Origin of the sequence: Pseudomonas sp. GD03862 (genome assembly GCF_029840855.1) — a bacterium.
GTDB classification, from domain to species: Bacteria; Pseudomonadota; Gammaproteobacteria; order Pseudomonadales; family Pseudomonadaceae; genus Aquipseudomonas; species Aquipseudomonas alloputida.
This window is the reverse complement of sequence record NZ_JAOCDI010000010.1, coordinates 93,218-113,288: the sequence shown is the minus strand read 5'-3', so window position 1 is coordinate 113,288 and position 20,071 is coordinate 93,218. Positions and strand designations below refer to the sequence as shown.

The 20,071-nt window shown below is 61.6% G+C and carries 15 protein-coding genes; 8 read left to right on the top strand and 7 right to left on the bottom strand.

Features of this window, described 5'->3' with window-relative positions:
• Positions 1–16 precede the first annotated feature (16 nt).
• A complete protein-coding gene (locus N5D53_RS09595; protein WP_190870092.1) occupies positions 17–3,910 on the top strand; it encodes an RHS repeat domain-containing protein in 3,894 nt (1,297 codons plus the stop codon).
• A gap of 71 nt (positions 3,911–3,981) precedes the next feature.
• Here N5D53_RS09595 and N5D53_RS09590 read toward each other — a convergent pair whose 3' ends face one another.
• From N5D53_RS09590 to N5D53_RS09565, 6 genes are all read right to left on the bottom strand, one after another.
• Entirely contained in the window at positions 3,982–5,136 is a 1,155-nt protein-coding gene (locus N5D53_RS09590; RefSeq protein WP_279840212.1) for a fimbrial protein, read from the bottom strand.
• Positions 5,129–7,627 carry a fimbria/pilus outer membrane usher protein gene (locus N5D53_RS09585; protein ID WP_064491460.1) on the bottom strand — a complete coding sequence of 833 codons (2,499 nt, stop codon included), beginning with the start codon at positions 7,625–7,627 and terminating at the stop codon, positions 5,129–5,131. Before N5D53_RS09585 ends, N5D53_RS09590 begins: the two co-directional genes overlap by 8 nt.
• Positions 7,628–7,654: 27 nt before the next feature.
• Positions 7,655–8,392, bottom strand: coding sequence for a molecular chaperone (locus N5D53_RS09580; RefSeq protein ID WP_064491461.1), 738 nt, complete (start codon positions 8,390–8,392; stop codon positions 7,655–7,657).
• A 61-nt stretch (positions 8,393–8,453) separates the two neighbouring features.
• On the bottom strand, positions 8,454–8,999 hold the full coding sequence (locus tag N5D53_RS09575; RefSeq protein WP_064491462.1) for a fimbrial protein: 546 nt from the start codon (positions 8,997–8,999) through the stop codon (positions 8,454–8,456).
• Positions 9,000–9,187: 188 nt separating this feature from the next.
• Entirely contained in the window at positions 9,188–9,598 is a 411-nt protein-coding gene (locus tag N5D53_RS09570) for a PA2817 family protein (protein WP_064491463.1), read from the bottom strand.
• Positions 9,599–9,677: 79 nt separating this feature from the next.
• Complete coding sequence (locus N5D53_RS09565; protein ID WP_198747648.1) at positions 9,678–12,125, bottom strand: acyl-CoA dehydrogenase; 2,448 nt, start codon at positions 12,123–12,125, stop codon at positions 9,678–9,680.
• A gap of 405 nt (positions 12,126–12,530) precedes the next feature.
• Here N5D53_RS09565 and N5D53_RS09560 point away from each other — a divergent pair, with 405 nt between their 5' ends.
• From N5D53_RS09560 to N5D53_RS09550, 3 genes are all read left to right on the top strand, one after another.
• The gene (locus N5D53_RS09560; protein WP_010952921.1) at positions 12,531–13,154 is read left to right on the top strand and encodes a glutathione S-transferase; all 624 of its coding nucleotides are present in this window, start codon (positions 12,531–12,533) and stop codon (positions 13,152–13,154) included.
• Between the two features lie 133 nt (positions 13,155–13,287).
• On the top strand, positions 13,288–14,220 hold the full coding sequence (locus N5D53_RS09555; RefSeq protein WP_010952922.1) for an ABC transporter ATP-binding protein: 933 nt from the start codon (positions 13,288–13,290) through the stop codon (positions 14,218–14,220).
• Entirely contained in the window at positions 14,217–14,996 is a 780-nt protein-coding gene (locus N5D53_RS09550; RefSeq protein ID WP_003247128.1) for an ABC transporter permease, read from the top strand. Before N5D53_RS09555 ends, N5D53_RS09550 begins: the two co-directional genes overlap by 4 nt.
• Here N5D53_RS09550 and N5D53_RS09545 read toward each other — a convergent pair.
• Positions 14,880–15,512 carry a DUF2062 domain-containing protein gene (locus N5D53_RS09545; RefSeq protein ID WP_121161944.1) on the bottom strand — a complete coding sequence of 211 codons (633 nt, stop codon included), beginning with the start codon at positions 15,510–15,512 and terminating at the stop codon, positions 14,880–14,882. The two genes, N5D53_RS09550 and N5D53_RS09545, sit on opposite strands and share 117 nt — an antisense overlap.
• A gap of 142 nt (positions 15,513–15,654) precedes the next feature.
• Between N5D53_RS09545 and N5D53_RS09540 the strand changes: the two genes are divergently transcribed.
• From N5D53_RS09540 to lpxK, 4 genes are all read left to right on the top strand, one after another.
• Complete coding sequence (locus N5D53_RS09540; protein WP_190870095.1) at positions 15,655–17,868, top strand: DNA internalization-related competence protein ComEC/Rec2; 2,214 nt, start codon at positions 15,655–15,657, stop codon at positions 17,866–17,868.
• 110 nt (positions 17,869–17,978) lie between these two features.
• Entirely contained in the window at positions 17,979–18,614 is a 636-nt protein-coding gene (locus tag N5D53_RS09535; protein ID WP_026031862.1) for a MotA/TolQ/ExbB proton channel family protein, read from the top strand.
• A complete protein-coding gene (locus tag N5D53_RS09530; protein ID WP_010952926.1) occupies positions 18,611–19,045 on the top strand; it encodes a biopolymer transporter ExbD in 435 nt (144 codons plus the stop codon). The genes N5D53_RS09535 and N5D53_RS09530 overlap by 4 nt, the downstream gene beginning before the upstream one ends.
• On the top strand, positions 19,045–20,046 hold the full coding sequence (gene lpxK / locus N5D53_RS09525) for a tetraacyldisaccharide 4'-kinase (RefSeq protein WP_266022982.1): 1,002 nt from the start codon (positions 19,045–19,047) through the stop codon (positions 20,044–20,046). Before N5D53_RS09530 ends, lpxK begins: the two co-directional genes overlap by 1 nt.
• Positions 20,047–20,071: the final 25 nt, after the last annotated feature.

Here is a 20,071-nt window from a genome sequence, read left to right as displayed (position 1 = left end):
TCCAAGGAGAACGATGATGTCCGATGAACGTTCGGTGCATTCCAACGCCTTCAATTTCATGAGCCACTTGACGGGCGGCGTCGATTCACGCACAGGCTTGTACACTTTCACCGCCAAGCTTCGCAGCATTTCGGGCAACGACCAGTCGGGGCCCGAGTTTGACGTGACGTTGCGCTATAGCCCGCTCAGTCTTGCCGACAGTGGTTTTGGTACAGGCTGGAACCTGCGCACCACCGAATTCGACCCTGCCCAGAACCGCCGGATCATTTCCCTGGCCAATGGCGAAACGTTCAAAGCCGATGGCCGTGCCGGCACTACCAACCAGTTGACGATGTCGGAGAGAAAAATCGACACGTTCCACCTTTATGAGGATGCTGAAGACCGCTGGCGGGTGGTGCACCGCTCCGGCGTGGTGGAAGTGCTCGAGCTAAAAGGTTCGAGCCCGAACGTCAGGGCAGTGCCGACCCGCATCTTCAGTCGCCAGGGCCATTGGCTGAACCTGGAATACGGCACTCATAACGGCTTCCCGATGTTGACCAAGATTACCGACATGCGCGATGTCACCTTGTTGGAAGTCGTTCGCAATGACAATGTGCAGTTGACGATGCCGACAGACACGGGTATCGCCACCTATACCTTGGTGCTGGGGACCGACAACCGGGTGGACCGCATCGAACTGCCCATCGACAACCCGGTGGACCGCGCCGGTCTGCACACCGAAAAACCGCCGAGGTGGCGCTTTACGTATAGCCGCATCAGAGATATCGATTGCATCAGCACGGTCTACACCCCTTCGGACGGTAAGGATGAACTCCGCTATGATGATGGCGGTCACCTGTTCCCGATCGGTTCGGGTCTGGCACCGCTGCCAAGGGTTACACGGCATGTGGAGCACCCAGGCAATAAGCAACCCTCGATCGACACGCGTTACACCTATTCCAGCAACGGTCACAACTTCCTGGGTGGCAATGCACCGCTGACCTGGGTAAACGATGGCCTGGACAATCTGTTCCGCCAGGTTATCGATTATGACTATGCCACCACAGAGACACTCTGGGTTGATGAAAAGCCCGTACGCAGCACCGTCCGCGAGTTCAACAAGTTCCACCTGCTTACCAGGGAAACGACCTATGTAGGCGAGGCGCTGAATGCCGACGAAACCGAAGTTATCGGCAACCAGATCAAGGAAGTCCAGACGGGGTATAACCTCAAGCCTGGCGCCCTGTTCAAGGACCAGCCGAAGTATTGTCAGTTGGTCCATAGCATCGATACGTCCTGGTGGTTGAAGGACGACCCGTCCGCCAGGTTCAGGCTGGCGGAAGCCAGCACCTACGACGATCACGGCAACCTGAAGACGCATAGGACCGTCACTGGTATTGAAGAGACTTACACTTGGTATGAGGCAGAAGAGCCGGGCTTCCCAGGCCATGCGGAAGGCTTCGTTACCTACCTGAAAGAAAAAATCCAGAAGCCGGCAGCCGGCTATCCCGGCAGTGCTCCGGTACGCACTACGCATTACACCTATCAGCAGTTGCCAACGCTGACCAGTGCCCAATCGCAAACCCAGCAACAGAACTGGCTGGAAGTGCAGGTGGAAACCTATACCAGTGGCAATGAAACAAAAGCTACACACCATGCTTTTGAGCAAGCTGAGGATGAAACGGGCAGTGAGGCTGACAAACCATTGCAACATGGTCGCCTCAATAGCCAGCAAACGCGCTACCCGAACCCGAAAAAGGGTGAACCGAACGAACCGGACACGCTCGACACCCTGATGGCGCACACTTACACCTTCGAAACACTCAGCTGGGATGCTGCCAAGGGGCGGGGCCCCTTGGTCAAGGGCACCATGAAAGTGCTGCAGGACAAGCAGCTACTGACTGGCTACGACGGCACCAGCAAGGAAATCAGAGTGCAGCGCTCCCTGGCATCGGGAGAAACGGTGCTCAGCCGTGATGAAACCAATACGGAAATCATGACCGTATGGGACGCACTGCTGCGCGTCGAGCGGGAGATCGTCAGCCCGGGCAAGGAAGAAGAGGCGTTTAAACGCTACGAATATCAACTGAGCAACGACGAGGGCGTTCAGGCCACCCAGACACAATACGATGTGAAGGGTGTGATGACTGTGGCCTATTTCGATGGTGCTCATCGCACGATCAGGGAAGAACGGGAAGACCCGGACAATGGTCTGCCCAAAGGGGAAACCAAACCCATCTACACGGCCCGGTTCGACGCATGGGGCAGGTTGCTGGAAGAGACTGAAATTGACTGGCTCAAGGGCCGTGACCTGCCTTTGAAAAGCCGCTACAAGTACGATGCCTGGGGTGAGCAATTATGTGTCATCGGCCCTGATGGCGTAGGCGAGTTCGCGCAAACCAACCCGATCGGCGATGGAGAAACCGGCCCGATCAAACGCGAGTGGCGGCAGAAGGTGCTGGACGATGAGGGGAACGAACTGGAAAACGGCGCCAGGACCGGGGTCACTGAAACCCAGCTGAACCGTTTTGAGTTGCCTGTGCAGGTTCGACGCTGGGTGAAGGAGAAGCCGACTGATGAACAGGAAACCGTACTCAAGAGCGAAACGCTGACCCAATACGATGGATTGGGTCGCAAACATCAGGAAGAGTCAGGGCTGGGTAACGCGGAGCAAAAGCAGAGAGAAAAATTCACCTACGATGGTTTCGATCGCCTGCTGGCTCATGAACTACGTAAGGATGAGGTTGTTTACAGAACCTTTGCGGCACACACCGACAAGGATTTACCCATCACCATTCGGGTGAATGACCTTGAGCTGCTGGGTGAGCAACACTTCAACGGCCTGGACCTGATGGATTGGTCGAAAACCGGTGGCCGTTTACAGGAATATGAATACAAGACGGGTGAGCTCAAACCCAACAAGGTAAGCACGCCATTGGGTGTTATCGAATACGATTATCGTCCCTACCTCACAGAAGAACCTGTGCTACGAAGACTGGGGGGCAAAGAAGCCAATTATGTATTCGACAAGCAGAACGCACGCCTGGAAAGCTGTGTCGAGGCCCAAGGGCAATCGATTTCGCGCACGTACTACAGCACGGGTGAAGTACGCGTTGAAACGCGTGGTAATTACGACATGGAGTATGGCTACAGCTACAGGGGGCGAATGGAATCGTACCGGGATGTGCTGAACCAGACCCAGATCAATGAATACGATAATGTGGGTCGACTTGATACCACCACGCTGGGAGACCTGTCGAGCCAATTCGCATACGACGAGCTAGGGCGTACAGCGAGCTATGCAACCACCGATGCATCAAGCGAACCGGTCAATACGCTTAAAACGACGTTGGAATATGATGATCTGGAGCGCGAGCGTTCGCGAACGTTCACCTTCAGCCAAGGGCCCGAGCAAGTACTGACCCAGGAATATGACGAATTTGACCGCATCATTGAGCGCGTTCTTGCAGAAGGCCCTGCGACACCGCCCACCGTATTGCGGAAAGAAACGTACAGGTATGATTTGCGCGGTCGGCTGGTCGATTATAACTGCGAGGGCGACCTGTGCCCAATTGACCCTCATGGCAAGAAGATAGCCCGCCAGGTGTTTGGCTTTGACGCGGTGGATAACATTCGTCAGGTGGTGACGCAATATGACGGCGGTGGGCGTAATCTGGCGATCTACCATTTCAAAAACCCTGCGGATCCTGCTCAGCTTTCAGGCATTGAAAACAGAGTCGACGATCTTGAGCCCACCTATACAGAGCTTCATTACGATGAAAATGGCAACCTGACACAAGACGAAGCTGGTCGTATTCTGGAATATGATGCGCTCAACCGTCTGATCAAGGTGACAGACCCTGAAAAAGGGGAGTGCCTGTACGGTTATGACCCGCAGAATATTCTGAGTTCGACCGAGAGTGAGGCTTGATACTGCCTGCACCTGGATCAATCCGGCGCCCAAGTCCTTAATGGACTTGGGCGCCGTTTTGTCCGCTCGGTTCAACGGTAGCGAAGGGTGAAGTTCAAAGCGCCGAACGCGTCGCCGGCAACGACTGCGCTGGCCTCGTCAGTCTGGTAGAAGCGTGCGCCAAAATTCAGCACGGTGGTGTTTTCCTGGATCGGCTGGAGGTGCTCTTCCCGTTGCAGCGGTAGGGCGGTGCCATCATCTTTCAGCACCTGAATGCCAACCCCTTCCGCCGTGGAGTCAGTGGTGAGCGTGAATACGCCGTCCAGCCCCGGTACGGGGGTCGACCCCTTGGTGGGGTCGAGTTCGATGGTTGCCATGGTCAGTCCCCCCGGGTCTGTCTTGCAGTTGCTCAGGGTAATTGAAAACGGCACGGTCGCTGTTGTGGTGCCTTTGCCGACGAAATGCGATTTGTCCCATGTCTGCAGCTCTACGGGGGTGTCGCTTATCGGGTCGCCGATGAGGGCGCATTGGGTTTGCAACACCTGGGCCTGTAACCGATAGCGCAGTACCAGGCCCAAGCCTGTGGCATCGAAATGCCCGGTGAACAATTCGGTGTCGACCGTATGCTGGCCGGGGGCAATATCCCCCGTTTTGACCAGGGTGACCTCGCTCGTGATACCGCTGAGCTTGAAGCCCCCAAGCTGGTTGTTGGCCTGCATGGTCGACCGCATCGGGATGAAAGGGTTGTGTGGGCCACCCTCTGGCATGAAGAAAGTGGGGACTGCGCCGTTGAAAGGTGCACGTAGCCGGATGCGCGCGCCGACCCCGTCGATGTTGGTTTTCAGGATATAGCCATCGGAGGGCTCACCTTCAACGGGGGGGAGCGGGTCGGGAAATACATCCCTGGCGTTCATGTCGAAACGCCAGAGTACGTCGCCATCGTTGAAGCAGAGCAGTTCCGATCGTGGCATGGACTGGGTATACGAGGACAGGTTGGGTGTGCCGATGGCGCTGCCTGGCTCGGCGTTCGCAGGGACATGCATCACGCCGCTGAGTATGCGGGTTATGGTCATTGGCTGGCTGCCAGTGTTCCAATTGCAGCGGTCGGCGGCGTGGGCTTGATAGCTGCTGAGCAGCGCTATGGGCAGCGCCCAAGGCATGAGGCGTTTCATTCGCGGTTCCTGGTGTTGAGCGGCCGTTCTGGGCACGAGTTGCATGGCGAGAAGGGCGCGGGTGAAGTCATTCACATGTCAGCGATAGCACGCGATAGCCTTGCTGTTGAGCAATGGTCTGCGGGTCCAGCGCGAAGCTGCAGCGGTTTTCGGACGCTTCGCCCCAGCGGGCTTCGAGGCGCTGCAGGCCGTCGGCAACAGACACCATCACGCGGCCTGCCGGGCCGACCATGCCCAACACGTTTTCATTGGCGTCGTGGAGCTGGCTGCCAAAGGGCAAAGGCTGCTGGTCTTTGGTGGCAAGGGTCAGCACCACACGGTTGGCGCGACGGGCCTGGAACTGGGTTTTGATGACTGCGCCGCGGCGAGGTATGGCATTGGCGATGCCATTGCTGATCTCGACCTCCGGGTTCAGCCGGTCGGTGTCGAGCACGAGCTGGTTCAGCCGGTAGGGACGCAAATGGGGAACCAGGGCATAGCCTTTGGTGTTGGTGCGCACGGCGCCGTGGCTCTGTAACCCCACGTCAGCGGTATCGGGGACATGCAACAGACCAATGGTTTCGCCCAGGTAGGGCCCGAATTCCAAACCATCAGCGTGCAGCAATGCCGCGCCACTCATGTTCAGCGACAGGCTGCTGTAGTCATCCGATACTGACAGGCCGGCGCCGAGGGTTGCCTGAGGTGCCTGGTAGGCCACGGACAGGCCGGCGCTTTGTTGCCGCTGTTCGCTGGATGCGACTGTGGCATTGTAGCTTACGCGGTCCACTTGGCCGTTCAACGCTGCCCGCTGTGAAGTACCGTGGGCAGAGTTTTGCAAGTCGAGGCTTAAACTGCTGCTGCGGCCGAACTCCAGCGGCAGCGATATGCTCAGGCCGAACTGACGGTCACTGCCCGAACTGTTTTGCGTCAGTGATTGCGACCCGTAGAGGTTGTAGCTGACGCCGTTGTGCGAGGTGTTGAAATTGAGCTGGAACTGACGCTGGCTATCGCTGCGTTGCCAGTAATCCTGCTGCGAAAGCGTAAGGCTGAGTGTGCTGCGCTCGCCCACACGCTGGTTGATCGAGCCCTCTATTCGGCTACGCCGGCTGCCCAGGAACAATCGGTCGCTGCTGCGCTGGCTGACCCACTCGTCGAAGTCTCGATAGCCTTGGGTGGAATAGCGGTACCCGGCAAAGCGCAAGTGTGTGCCGTTGTTGAAGGCTTTGCTGTATCTGGCACCATAGCTCATGCCTTGCAGGGAACGATGTTCCATGGGGGCGATATCGCTGCGTGCATGGGTGATATCGAAGGAAAGCGCCCCGATTGCCCCCAGGTCCCGGGCGATGCCGATGGCGCCGGCGGTGTAGCCTTGGCTGGCCATCAAGCCGCCATACAGGGTGGCATTCCAGACCATGCCCAATGCCATTGTTCCTTGCCACAGCAGCGGGTCATCATGGCTTTGGGCCGGGTTGTAGCGGCCCAGCGTGGTGCTGTAGCGCCAGACCCCGGGACGAAGCAGGTTGGTAATGCTGGCATAGGGCTGGATGAACCGCCGCACCTGGCCATCGGCTTCGGTCAGTACCACCTCCAGCTCGCCCGTGGCGCCCACGTTCAGGTCGTCGATAGCGTACGGGCCAGGGCTGACATACGTTGAGTAGATCGGGTAGCCGTTCTGCCACACTTCGAGTTTGGCGCGCGATTGCGCCACGCCGCGCAGGGTGGGGGCATAACTGCGCACCGCGTCAGGCAGCATGTCGAAATCGGAGGCAAGCCGCACGCCGGTGACTGGCACGCTGCGGAATATGTCGCTGCTGGTGAAGGTTTCGCCCAGCGTGATGTTGCCCCAACTGCCTGGCAGGTCGTGCTGGGCGTAGGTGTAGGAACGGTCCCAGGTTTGCCGGCCCTGCTCGTCGCGGCGCCAGGACTGGTTGCTGCGCAAACGCCAGCCGGCAAGGTTGATGCCGCTGTTCAGGAACAAATCCTGGCTGTTCTGGCTGCCGCGTCCGCGGCTTTGGCTTTGCTGCGTGGCCGCCTGGTAACTGACGAAGGCGGCCGGTATGCCATCTTCCCAGCGCGCCGGGTCTACCTGGCCTGCCATATCGCGCTGCAGTGCGATTTGCGGTATGGAAATAGCCAGTTGCAATAGGCTGGCATCGAAGTCGACGCGTGCGCCCGGCACCAGCCTGGGCAGGTCGAGGCAGGCGTTTTCAAGTGTGGTGGGGTCAGAAATGGCATCCAGTCGCAGCCCCAGTTCGGCCATCAGGCCGGGGGGCAGGCACGGCTGCAATTGCCCATCCCCAGCTGGCGGCTCGAACACAAGTTCATGCACGCCGGCGGGGCTCAGGTTGACCAGCACTTGCACGGGATAGCGCCCGGGCGGCAACTCTTGCTGTTCGGACAGCGCGTGCAGGGCCTGAGCGGCGTTCGTCCTGGGCTGCCCAGGGGACAGGTACAGAAAGCTTGCCTCGAACTCGGCGCCTACCGGTGGTGTGGGTGTTGCCAGCACCTTGCCGGACGCCAGGCAGAGAACCATTGGGCAAACGTGGCGCAGGCGAATACGCCTGCACCCGTGGGGTTGCAGGATCATTGTGGTTCCTTCAGGAGTAGCCGGAGGTCAGGGGGTGTCGTGCACCGGAAGCGTCAGCGGTTTGCTGATGCCGCCGTAGTCATTGATCACCGCTACGATGGCCTGCAAGCCAGGGCCTTCCAGACTGGGTGGCAGCAGGTAGCTGAGCTCGGACATGGGGGGCACCATGTCTACACCCGGCAGGGCTTCCTGTTGCTTGCCCTTGACCAGGTCCAGCCGGTTGAAGGTGTAGTGATAGGGCGTGGGGTTGTGCAAAGTCAGGTGTGGGCGGCCGTCGCGCAGGGTTCTGACCAGGCGTAGCTCCTTGAGCCTGTGCACCGGATTACCTTGAACCTGCGTCGGGCGGTAGAACAATTTAATCCGCGTGCGCAGGGCAATGTTCAGGGTGTTCTGTTTACCGTCGATGGCCTGGGGAATTTCTTGCAGGTTGAAAAAGAACAACGATTCGCGGTCCTGGGGCAGGTCGTTTGGCAGGCCGCTGATCTGAACCGACTGGTCCTTGCCTGCAGCCAGCCTGAACAAGGCCGGGGCGGTCATGAGCGGTACGGCCGTGGTGGTGTCATCGGCCTGGGTATTGACCCAGGTCTGGGCGGCGAAGGGGCGTTGGCTGGGGTTGGCAACTACCACCGAAGCGCTGCGCTGACTGCTTTCGTAGATGATGCGCGTGCTGCTGATGGTAAGGGCGGCCTGGGCGCTGTTCAGCAAGCTGGCCAGAAGCAGCAGGCAACCGCCCAGCATCGTCGAAGTGCGGGTGACGGGGAGCATGGAAAATGACCGATTTTGAGTGACAGTGGGATCCAGGTGCGCGAAGGCACCTGGCAGGGCATCAAGGCAGCGTGATACTGAAGTTCACATCTGCGTTGGCATCACCATCGGTCACTGTGCCGGTCTTCAAGTACGAAGCGTAGAACTTGAGGTCCGTTACGCCTGTGGATGCAATGTCGTAGTCCTTGGATGGCGTTCGCGGAGCGATATTTGTGAACGTATCATCCTTGATGGTCAACGCCAGGCCCTGCGCTAATCCACCGCCGCTGCGAATGGCATAGTGAGCATTTCCCGGGCCTGCATCGCCGTGGTGAGAGTTGAATGTGACTTGGCTTTTGTAAGGATTTGGAATATTGCAGCTGCCTACATCTGCATCAACGCGTAACGCGAATGGGATGTCGGGGGTGACGGTGTTGGTGTCGAAGTATTTGACCGCGTAGTTTCCAAGCTCAACGGCGCCAATTGCGCCCGAGCCCGGTATGACAATCTCGATCGGGCAAGTACCGCCGCCGTTGATATGCCCTTTGAAAAGGATTTGGCCCCTTTCATCGGCAAAAGCCGTGGTACTTGCCAGGCCCAAGGCTAGCGTCATGAAGATCTTGTTCATGGTTCAATCCGTACGTTGATAGGTTGGCTGGCTGCGTGAAAGGCACGCAGCGTCTCAGGGTTGCCAGGGCATCCTTGAAACGAGCGACAGCGTACGGGCGGGGGGGCGAAGCGGATGTAGGGCGGAGTGCGACCAGCGTGTTGAAATGTCGACAAGCACCCGGCTAGAGCGCCGGGTGCATGGAAAGATCAGTGACGGGAGGCTGGGCCGGTTGGGCTCAATAGCTGTTTTTCAGCATGCCAGTCGAAGGGTTCGTCATTCTGCTCTGCCTCGTAGCGGCGCTCCTCCAGTTGCTGGTAAACGGACAGTTCTTCATCGGGCATGTAGTGCAGGCAGTCGCCGCCGAAGAACCACAGCAGGTCCCGTGGCACCAAGTGGGCGATTTGCGGGTAGCGCTGAATCACCTGGCATATCAGGTCCTGGCCCAGGTATTGGCTTTCCAGTGGGTTTTGCGGCAGCAGGGTCAGCAGTTCGTCGAAGCGTTCGAGGAACAGGGCGTGGCTTTCCTCCGGCACCTGCTCGGCTTCACCCAGGGCCACCAATATGGTGCGCAGGTGGTTCAGCAGTTGCAGGTGATATTCCAGGTGGGGGTTAGCCATTGGGGTGGTCCTCGAGGTGGTTGAAACGGGGCGCGGAGTATACGCCGGTTGGGGAAGGGGCCGCAAAACGGCCCCTGTTTCAGCGTATCTTGCCTTGCTCCGGCAGCAGCTGTGCCTTGTCGAAGGCATCCACGTCGATCACCGCACGGCGCGCTTGCTCGGCTGCATGCAGGCGTTGCGCCTGATCAGGCTGAAGTACACCACTGTCGACTGCCGCATCGATCACCGACTGCCCGGGCGCCGGTCGTACCTTGCCTTCCTTGATTGCCTGATGCAGCGCGTTGTGTAGCGGCGTCGACGCCTCCAGCAGGTCGCAGGCCCGTTGCAGGGCTGCCACCGGGTCGCCGTCGGCTTGCGGCCTGAAGCAACCGGCAAGCAGCTCTTCCAGCGCAGGGTCGCCTTTGCTGCGCCCGATCAGCGCTGCCACCTCGGCGTCCAGTTCATCGCTCGGCCCGGTGTGACGGCGGCCGAAGGGGAACACCAGCACCCGTAGCGCGCAGCCGACGAAGCGGTTGGGGAAGTTGTCGAGCAACCGGTCCAGGGCGTGCTCCGCCTGGCCCAGGCTTTCTTCCATGGCCCAGCGCAGCAGGGGCTGCATGTGCTCGGGCGAACCGAGATCGTGGTAGCGCTTGAGTGCGGCACTGGACAGGTACAGGTAGCTGAGTACATCGCCCAGCCGCGCACTCAGGCGCTCCCGGCGCTTGAGCGCCCCGCCCAGCAGCATCATCGACAGGTCGGCCAGCAGGGCAAAGGCGGCGGCCTGGCGGTTGAGGGCCCGGAAGTAGCCTTGGCTCAGCGTGTCCCCCGGTACTTTCTCGAAAAGCCCCAGCCCCAGGTTGAACACCAAAGTGCTGGCCGCATTGCCGGCGGCGAACAGGATGTGTTTCATCAGCAGGTCATCGAATTCCTGGAGTGCCTGATCGTGGTCCTCACGCCCGGCCAACGCCATTTCCTTGAGCACGAACGGATGGCAGCGTATGGCGCCCTGGCCGAAGATCATCAGGTTGCGCGAAAGGATGTTGGCGCCTTCGACCGTGATGAAGATCGGCGCCCCTTGCCAGTTGCGGCCCAGGTAGTTGTTCGGGCCCATGATGATGCCCTTGCCACCGTGCACGTCCATGGCGTGCTGGATACATTCTCGGCCACGCTCGGTGAGGTGGTACTTGAGGATCGCCGACAGCACCGAGGGTTTCTCGCCCAGGTCCACGGCCTTGGCGGTCAGCAGGCGGGCACTGTCCATCAGCCAGGCGTTGCCGCCAATGCGTGCCAGCGATTCCTGGATGCCTTCGAAGGCAGCCAGTGGCACGTTGAACTGCTCGCGGATATTGGCGTACTGGCCGGTCACCAGGCTGGTGTACTTGGCAGCCCCTGTACCCACGGCAGGCAGTGAGATGGAGCGACCTACCGACAGGCAGTTCATCAGCATCATCCAGCCTTTGCCGAGCATGGCTTGGCCGCCAATGAGGAAATCCAGCGGGACGAACACGTCCTTGCCGCTGTTGGGGCCATTCATGAACGCGGCGCCCAGTGGCAGGTGGCGTTTACCGATTTCCACCCCGGGGGTATCGGTGGGGATCAGTGCCAGGCTGATGCCCAGTGCTTCCTCATCGCCCAGCAGGTGGTCCGGGTCGTAGGCCTTGAATGCCAGGCCCAGCAGGGTGGCGACTGGACCGAGGGTGATGTAGCGCTTTTCCCAGTTCAGGCGCAGGCCGATCACTTCTTCGCCTTGCCACTGGCCTTTGCAGATGATGCCGGTGTCGGGCATGGCGCCAGCGTCGGAGCCGGCCAGTGGGCCGGTGAGAGCGAAGCAGGGGATTTCCTCGCCTCGGGCCAGGCGCGGCAGGTAGTGATTGCGTTGTTCGTCGGTGCCGTAGTGCAGCAGCAGTTCGGCCGGGCCCAGGGAGTTGGGCACCATTACCGTGGAGGCCAGGTCGCCGCTGCGGGTGGCCAGCTTCATCGCCACCTGGGAGTGGGCGTAGGCGGAGAAGCCCTTGCCGCCGTATTCCTTGGGGATGATCAAGGCGAAAAAGCCATGCTGCTTGATATGTGCCCAGGCTTCGGGCGGCAGGTCCAGGTCCTGGCCGATCTGCCAGTCGCTGACCATGGCGCACAGCGCTTCGGTAGGGCCATCGATGAAGGCTTGCTCTTCTTCAGTCAGCTTTGGTGCCGGGTAGGCCAGCAAAGTCCGCCAGTCGGGGCGGCCACTGAACAGTTCGCCGTCCCACCACACGGTGCCGGCGTCGATGGCTTCGCGCTCGGTCTGCGACATGGGTGGCAGAGTGCGCTGGAACCAGCGGAATACCGGGGCGGTAAAGACTTTGCGTCGCCACTGCGGGAGCGCAACCAGGGCGATCTTCAGGGCCAGCACCACCCAGATCAGCGCCAGCAGCCAGCCGGGGGCACTGCTGAAAATGCCCATCAACAGCACATAGGCCGCCACGATGCCGAGAATCTGCAAGGGCGCCAGGCGCCGGTGCGTGAGGTACGCCGCGCCGATCACCAGCACCACCAACCACAACAGCAACATAATCGGTCCTCCTTGGAACCAAGGGCTTGAGCCATTCCAGACAGCTTAGACGCAATGCTGTGAACGGCATGTTCAGAACAGTGACAGGGTGTGGCGGGGGGAGTTTCAGTTCATTTGTTCGCTTGTACCGGCCTCTTCGCGGGTGAACCCGCTCCTACGACGGTGTGGCGAGCCCCCCGATCGATGTGGGAGCGGGCTTGCCCGCGAATGCGATGGTGCTGCGACGGTGAATGATCTGGGATATTGGCTGGCAGGTCCGGCCCTTTCGCGGGTGAACCCGCTCCTACGACGGTATGTGGCAACATTACAGAGCGATGTAGGGGCGGCTTGCCCGCGAAGAGGCCCGTACAGGCGGCGAAGGTCTGGAGTAGACTGTGCCACCTCCGCACTCAAAAGGATGTTGCCATGCTGAAGATCTGGGGCCGCAAGAATTCGAGCAATGTGCGCAAGGCGCTGTGGATCGCCCACGAGTTGGGCCTGGACTTCGAATCCATCGACGCCGGCGGCGCCTTCGGCGTGGTCAACGAGCCGCACTACCGCGCCCGCAACCCCAACGGCCTGGTGCCGATGCTCGAAGACGGCGACCTGACCTTGTGGGAATCCAACACCATCGTCCGCTACCTGTGCGCGGAGTACGGTACGGAGCAGGGCTGGTATCTGGCAGACCCACGCCAGCGCGCCCTGGCCGACAAATGGATGGACTGGACCACATCGTCCTTCGCTACCCCATTCCGGCCCCTGTTCTGGGGCCTGCTGCGCACGCCGGAAGACCAGCGCGACTGGGTGGCGATCAACGCCGCGCACAAGCAGTGCGCGCAATTGCTGGCCATTGCCGACGAAACCCTGGCCAGTCAGCCATACCTGTCCGGTGACCAGATCGGCATGGGCGACATCCCACTGGGTAGCTTCATCTATGCCTGGTTCGAACTGCCCATCGAGCGCCCGGACATGTACCACCTTCAAGCCTGGTATGAACGCCTGAAGCAACGCCCGGCCTACCAGGCCGCCGTGATGACCGCGCTCACTTGAACCCGCTTCGATAGTCATTATCAATAGATGTGACTGTACTTGTGCAGCCTGGCCTTGCACCATGGCTGCACTCACTGCGCCAGTGACTTTACCTGGCGTGTCCTGCACCTTTTTCTTCGGTAAGTGACCCGCTATGAGTTCCGCCCTGTCCATCCGACAGCTGACCAAGACCTACGGCAATGGCTTTCAGGCCCTCAAAGGCATCGACCTCGATGTTGCCGAAGGCGACTTCTTCGCCTTGCTCGGCCCCAACGGCGCCGGCAAATCCACCACAATCGGCATTCTCTCGACCCTGGTGAACAAGACCAGCGGCACAGTGAACGTGTTCGGCCACGACTTGGACCGCGAGCCCTCCGCGCTCAAGCGTTGCCTGGGCGTGGTGCCGCAAGAGTTCAACTTCAACCAGTTCGAAAAGACCTTCGACATCGTCGTCACCCAGGCCGGGTACTACGGCATCCCGCCCAAGCTGGCCAAGGAGCGCGCCGAGCAGTACCTGACCCAGCTGGGCCTGTGGGACAAACGTGATGTGCAGTCGCGTTCGTTGTCCGGCGGCATGAAGCGGCGCCTGATGATTGCCCGTGCATTGATCCACGAACCGCGCCTGCTGATCCTGGACGAACCCACCGCCGGGGTGGATATCGAGCTGCGCCGCTCGATGTGGAGCTTCCTCACCGAGCTGAACCAGAAGGGCATCACCATCATCCTCACCACCCACTACCTGGAAGAGGCTGAGCAGCTGTGCCGTAACATCGGCATCATCGACCATGGCACCATCGTCGAGAACACCAGCATGCGCCAGTTGCTGGGCAAGCTGCATGTCGAAACCTTCGTGCTCGACCTCAAGCAGGACCTGGCCGCGGCGCCGGTACTGCAGGGCTACCCGTGCCGGTTGCTGACCCCGCATACCCTGGAAGTGCAGGTGGAGAAGGACATCGGCATCACCGCGCTGTTCGGCCAGCTGGCGCTGCAGAACATCGAGGTACAGAGCCTGCGCAACAAGACCAACCGACTCGAGGAGCTGTTCGTGTCCCTGGTGGAAAAAAACCTGTCGAAGGTGGCCGTATGAGTGTGGAACTGCGCACCAACTGGGTCGCCCTGAACACCATCGTCTACCGCGAAGTGCGGCGCTTCCTGCGCATCTGGCCGCAGACGTTGCTGCCACCAGCGATCACCATGGTCCTGTACTTCGTCATCTTCGGTAACCTGATTGGCCGGCAGATCGGCGACATGGGTGGCTTCACCTACATGCAGTACATCGTGCCGGGGCTGATCATGATGTCGGTGATCACCAACTCCTACGGCAACGTGGTATCGAGCTTTTTCGGCAGCAAGTTCCAGCGCTCGATCGAAGAACTGATGGTGTCGCCGGTGTCGCCGCACACCATTCTCGTCGGCTATGTGCTGGGTGGGGTGCTGCGTGGTTTGGCGGTGGGTGTGATCGTGACCATCCTGTCGATGTTCTTCACCGACCTGCAGGTGCACCACCTGGGCGTGACCGTGGTGGTGGTGCTGCTGACGGCCACCATCTTTTCGCTGCTTGGCTTCGTCAACGCAGTGTTCGCGCGCAACTTCGACGACATCTCGATCATCCCGACCTTCGTGCTGACGCCGCTGACCTACCTGGGCGGCGTGTTCTACTCGATCAACCTGCTGCCGCCGTTCTGGCAGACCGTGTCGTTGGCCAACCCGGTGCTGCACATGGTCAACTCGTTCCGCTACGGCATTCTAGGGGTGTCGGATATCAGCATTGGCACGGCGATCACCTTCATGCTGGTGGCCACTGCGGTGCTCTACGTTGTTTGCGTTCGCTTGCTGGTCAGCGGCCGCGGCATGCGTGCCTGAAGCCCTGCACCGGCATTGGCGACGACGCCACTGCCGGCCCACCCACCAGCGCCAGTAGAACATGGTGGAGAAGTAGGCAAGGATGCCCAGCACCACGCCGCACACCACCGAGCCGAGCAGGAAGGGTTGCCACAGCGTCGACAGCTGGTCGGTGATCCACTGGAAGGTCAGCTCGTCGGGCAGGGTGCGCGGCGGTACCTGCATCAGCCAGGCACCGGTCATGTAGGTGACGAAGAACACCGGCGGCATGGTCAACGGGTTGGTCAGCCACACCAGGCTGACGGCGACCGGCAGGTTGCCGCGCACCGGGATCGCCAGGGCCGCCGCCAGCAGCATCTGCATCGGGATGGGAATAAGCGCCGCGAACAGGCCCACACCCATGGCTCTGGCCACCGAATGGCGGTTCAGGTGCCAGAGGTTGGGATCGTGCAGCAACTTGCCGAAAAAGCGTAAGGATTTGTGTTCCCGAATGCTGGTCGGGTCCGGCATGTAGCGTTTGAAAAGTCGGCGCGGCATGTAGGCTCCCGGAGCGTTGACCCTGGCAGTATGCCCTTAATCCTGCTCCGACTCGTTTAGAGTTTGTGACAATTGTTGAGCAAGCGTTGCCGGCAATTGGGCTATGCCTCAGGAGGTGATTCGCCTTCTGGAGCTCTACCTCATGCGCACAGGGATGTTTGCGCTCGCGCTCGGGCTGTTGTGCCTGGGCTTTCTGCCCGCATTGCCATCGGTCGGATGGTTGATAACCCTGGCAGCCTGCGCTGTCGGCAGCCTGTTTACCCGCGTCTGGCCGCTGGGTTGGTTTCTGCTGGGCTTGTGTTGGGCGTGCGGGTCTGCTCAGCAGGCCCTTGATGATCGTCTGGCTGCCGGCCTGGAGGGGCGCACCTTGTGGCTGGAGGGGCGGGTGGCGGGTTTGCCGGCCCGTACTGCACACGGTGTGCGTTTCGAGCTGGAAGCGCCACGCTCGCGGCGGGCCGAACTGCCTCAGCGCCTGCAACTGAGCTGGTTCGACGGCCCGCCGCTGCGGGCGGGCGAGCAGTGGCGGCTGGCCGTGACCTTGCAGCGCCCGGACGGGCTGCTGAACCCGCATGGGCCCGACCGTGAAGCGCAGTTGCTGGCGCGACGGGTGGGCGCTACGGGTACGGTCAAGGCGGGGCAGTTGCTGGCGCCAGTCGCCGGTGGTTGGCGCGATGCACTGCGTCAGCGCTTGCTGATGGTCGAAGCCAATGGCCGACAGGCAGCGCTGGTGGCCCTGGTGCTTGGCGATGGTGCGGGCCTGGCCCGGGAGGACTGGCAGACGTTGCAGGCCACCGGCACGGTGCACCTGCTGGTGATTTCCGGCCAGCACATCGGCCTGGTCGCCGGTTTGCTCTATGGCCTGGTCGCCGGGCTGGCGCGTTGGGGGCTATGGCCGGCAAGGCTACCGTGGTTGCCCTGGGCCTGCGGCCTGGCCATGGCCGCAGCGCTGGCCTACGGGTGGCTGGCTGGCGGTGGGGTGCCAGTGCAGCGGGCCTGCCTGATGCTGGCCGTGGTGTTGCTCTGGCGTCTGCGCTTTCGCCACCTTGGCGCGTTTTTTCCGTTGCTTCTTGCACTGGTCGCCGTGCTTGTCTTCGAGCCACTGGCGGCGTTGCTGCCTGGGTTCTGGCTGTCGTTCGCCGCCGTGGCCACGCTCATCTACTGCTTCAGTGCTCGGTTGGGTGGTTGGCGGCCCTGGCAGGCCTGGACACGAGCGCAATGGGTGATCGCTGTCGGCTTGCTGCCGGTGTTGCTGGCCACCGGCTTGCCGGTGAGCCTCAGTGCGCCGCTGGCCAACCTTGTGGCGGTGCCGTGGGTCAGCCTGGCGGTCTTGCCGTTGGCGTTGCTGGGCACGCTGATGTTGCCGCTGACGGGCGTTGGCGAGGCGTTGCTCTGGCTGGCAGGTGGCCTGCTGGATGTGCTGTTCCGCGGGCTGGCGCTGGTGGCGCAGCAGCGCCCGGCATGGATGCCGCCGGCCCTGCCGTTGTGGGCCTGGCTGCTGGTATGTCTGGGTACGCTGTTGGTTTTGCTGCCCCGTGGTGTGCCGCTGCGCGGGTTGGGAGGGGTGATGCTGCTGGCGCTGTGGGTGCCCCGGGAGCCGGTGCCGTTCGGCCAGGTCGAGGTCTGGCAGCTGGATGTTGGCCAGGGGTTGGCGGTGCTATTGCGTACGCGGCATCACAGCCTGCTCTACGATGCCGGGCCGGCCAGGGGGGAAAGCGACCTGGGGGAACGCGTGGTGCTGCCAACCTTGCGCAAGTTGGGGGTGGGCGGCCTTGACGTGATGGTGATCAGCCATGCGCACGCCGATCATGCGGGCGGGGCCGGAGCCATTGCGCGTGGTTTGCCGATCAAGCGGATAATCGGTGGGGAAGCACTGGTTGATATTCCGTTGCAGCCTTGTGCCAGTGGCGAGCAATGGGATTGGGATGGCGTGCGCTTTTCGCTGTGGCGCTGGGTGGACGGGCAGAGTAGTAATGACCGTTCCTGTGTCTTGTTGGTGGAAGCGCAGGGCGAGCGCTTGCTGCTGGCGGGGGATATGGAAGCTGCTGCCGAAAGGGCCTGGCTGGCGGACACTGAAGTGCCGCGTATCGACTGGCTGCAGGCGCCGCATCATGGCAGCCGCAGCTCGTCCACCGAGGCGTTCGTCCGGGCTACCGCACCGCGCGGGGTATTGATTTCGCGGGGGCGCAACAACAGCTTCGGGCACCCGCACGTGCAGGTGGTCGAACGGTATGGGCGGCATGGGGTGGTGATGCATGATACGGCGGTGGAGGGGGCATTGCGGTTGGTGCTGGGGCGGCATGGGGTAGTCGAGGGGGTTAGGGGGCAGCGGCGGTTCTGGCGGGTTCGAGGGGAGTGAGGCAGAGACAGGCATCTGCCAGCCCAGACCCCAATTCCCTGACCTCCGGCAGATGAGCCCTCGGCGCGCCTATGGTAGAGTGGCGGCCTTTTTCCGAAGGGGCGTTTATTGTGTGGGAATTGGTCAAGTCCGGTGGTTGGATGATGCTGCCGATCATTCTGAGCTCCATCGCTGCCATGGCTATCGTCGTCGAACGCCTGTGGACCTTGCGCGCCAGTCGCGTCACCCCGCCGCACCTGCTGGGCCAGGTATGGATGTGGATCAAGGACAAGCAACTGACCAGTGACAAGCTCAAGGCCCTGCGTGCCGATTCGCCACTGGGTGAAATCCTCGCGGCGGGCCTGGCCAATTCGCGTCACGGTCGGGAGATCATGAAAGAGTGCATCGAGGAAGCCGCCTCGCGCGTCATCCATGAACTGGAGCGCTACATCAGCACCCTCGGCACCATCGCCGCCATGGCGCCTCTGCTGGGCCTGCTGGGCACCGTGCTGGGCATGATCGACATTTTCAGCGCCTTCATGGGCTCGCAGATGACCGCCAACGCCGCCGTGCTGGCCAGTGGTATCTCCAAGGCCCTGGTCACCACTGCGGCTGGCCTGATGGTCGGTATCCCGGCAGTGTTCTTCCACCGTTTCCTGCTGCGCCGCATCGATGAACTGGTGATCGGCATGGAGCAGGAGGCGATCAAGCTGGTGGAAGTGATCCAGGGTGACCGTGAAGTGGAAGTGGCCGGAGGCAAGGCGTGAAGTTCCGGCGCAATCGCCAGCGGGAGAACGTCGACATCAACCTGGCGTCGCTGATTGACGTGGTGTTCGTCCTGCTGCTGTTCTTCGTGGTTACCACCACCTTCACCCGCGAAACGCAACTTCGCGTCGAGCTGCCCGAAGCTACCAGCGCCGAGCCGGCGCCGGCCGACCCGGGCAAGCTGGTGGAAATCACCATCAGCGCCGAAGGCGTGTATTCGGTGAACAACCACCTGCTGCCCAAAAGCGACCTGGCCACCCTGAGCGAGGCCATAGAGCGCGAGTCGGGCGGCGACAACAAGTTGCCGCTGGCCATCAGCGCCGACGGCAAGACCCCGCACCAGGCTGTGGTCACCGCAATGGATGCTGCCGGCAAGCTCGGTTTCAGCCAGTTGCGCATGACCACCGTCGAGGCGGCCCAGGGCACGCCTTGATGGCGTTCGCCGACCGCTTGCTCGCTGCCTGGTACGCCGGGCATCCGGCGCTGGCGCTGCTGCGTCCGCTGGAGGCCTTGTATCGCCGCGTGGTCACGCGCAAGCGGGCACGTTTTCTAAGGGGTGACAGTGCCAGCTACCGGGCGCCGGTACCGGTCATTGTGGTGGGCAACATCACCGTCGGTGGCACCGGCAAGACGCCGATGATCCTCTGGCTGATCGAACACTGTCGCCAGCAGGGGCTGAAGGTGGGTGTGGTCAGCCGCGGTTATGGTGCCAAGCCGCCACAGCTGCCCTGGCGGGTGCAGGCCGATCAGGCGGCCGATCAGGCGGGCGACGAGCCGCTGCTGATCGTGCAACGCACCGGCGTGCCACTGATGATCGACCCGGATCGCGCCCGTGCCGTGCAGGCATTGCTGGCCAGCGAACCCCTCGACCTGATCCTGTGCGACGACGGTATGCAGCATTACCGCCTGGCCCGTGACCTGGAACTGGTGCTGATCGACGCTGCCCGCGGCCTGGGCAATGGCCGCTGCCTGCCGGCGGGGCCGTTGCGTGAGCCGGCCGATCGCTTGCGTGAGGCTGACGCGGTGCTGTTCAACGGCGCCAGCGAAGACCGCACCGATGGTTTCGGTTTCTGCCTGCAGCCGTCCGCCCTGGTCAACGTGCGCAGTGGCGAGCGCCGTGCGCTCGACCATTTCCCCGCCGGCCAGCGCCTGCATGCGGTGGCCGGTATCGGCAACCCGCAACGTTTCTTCAACACCCTGCTGGGGCTAAACTGGCAGCCGGTGCCGCATCCCTTCGCCGACCATGCGCAGTTCAGTGCCCGGAGCCTGGCTTTCAGCCCGCCACTGCCGCTGGTCATGACCGAGAAGGACGCGGTGAAATGCCGGGCCTTTGCCGCTGACGACTGGTGGTACCTGGCCGTCGAAGCGCAGCCTACGCCGGCTTTCAGCGCCTGGTTCGACAACCAGCTGCAACGCTTGTTGCGCAAACCCTGAGCCCGTTTTCAATTTCCGGCCACCT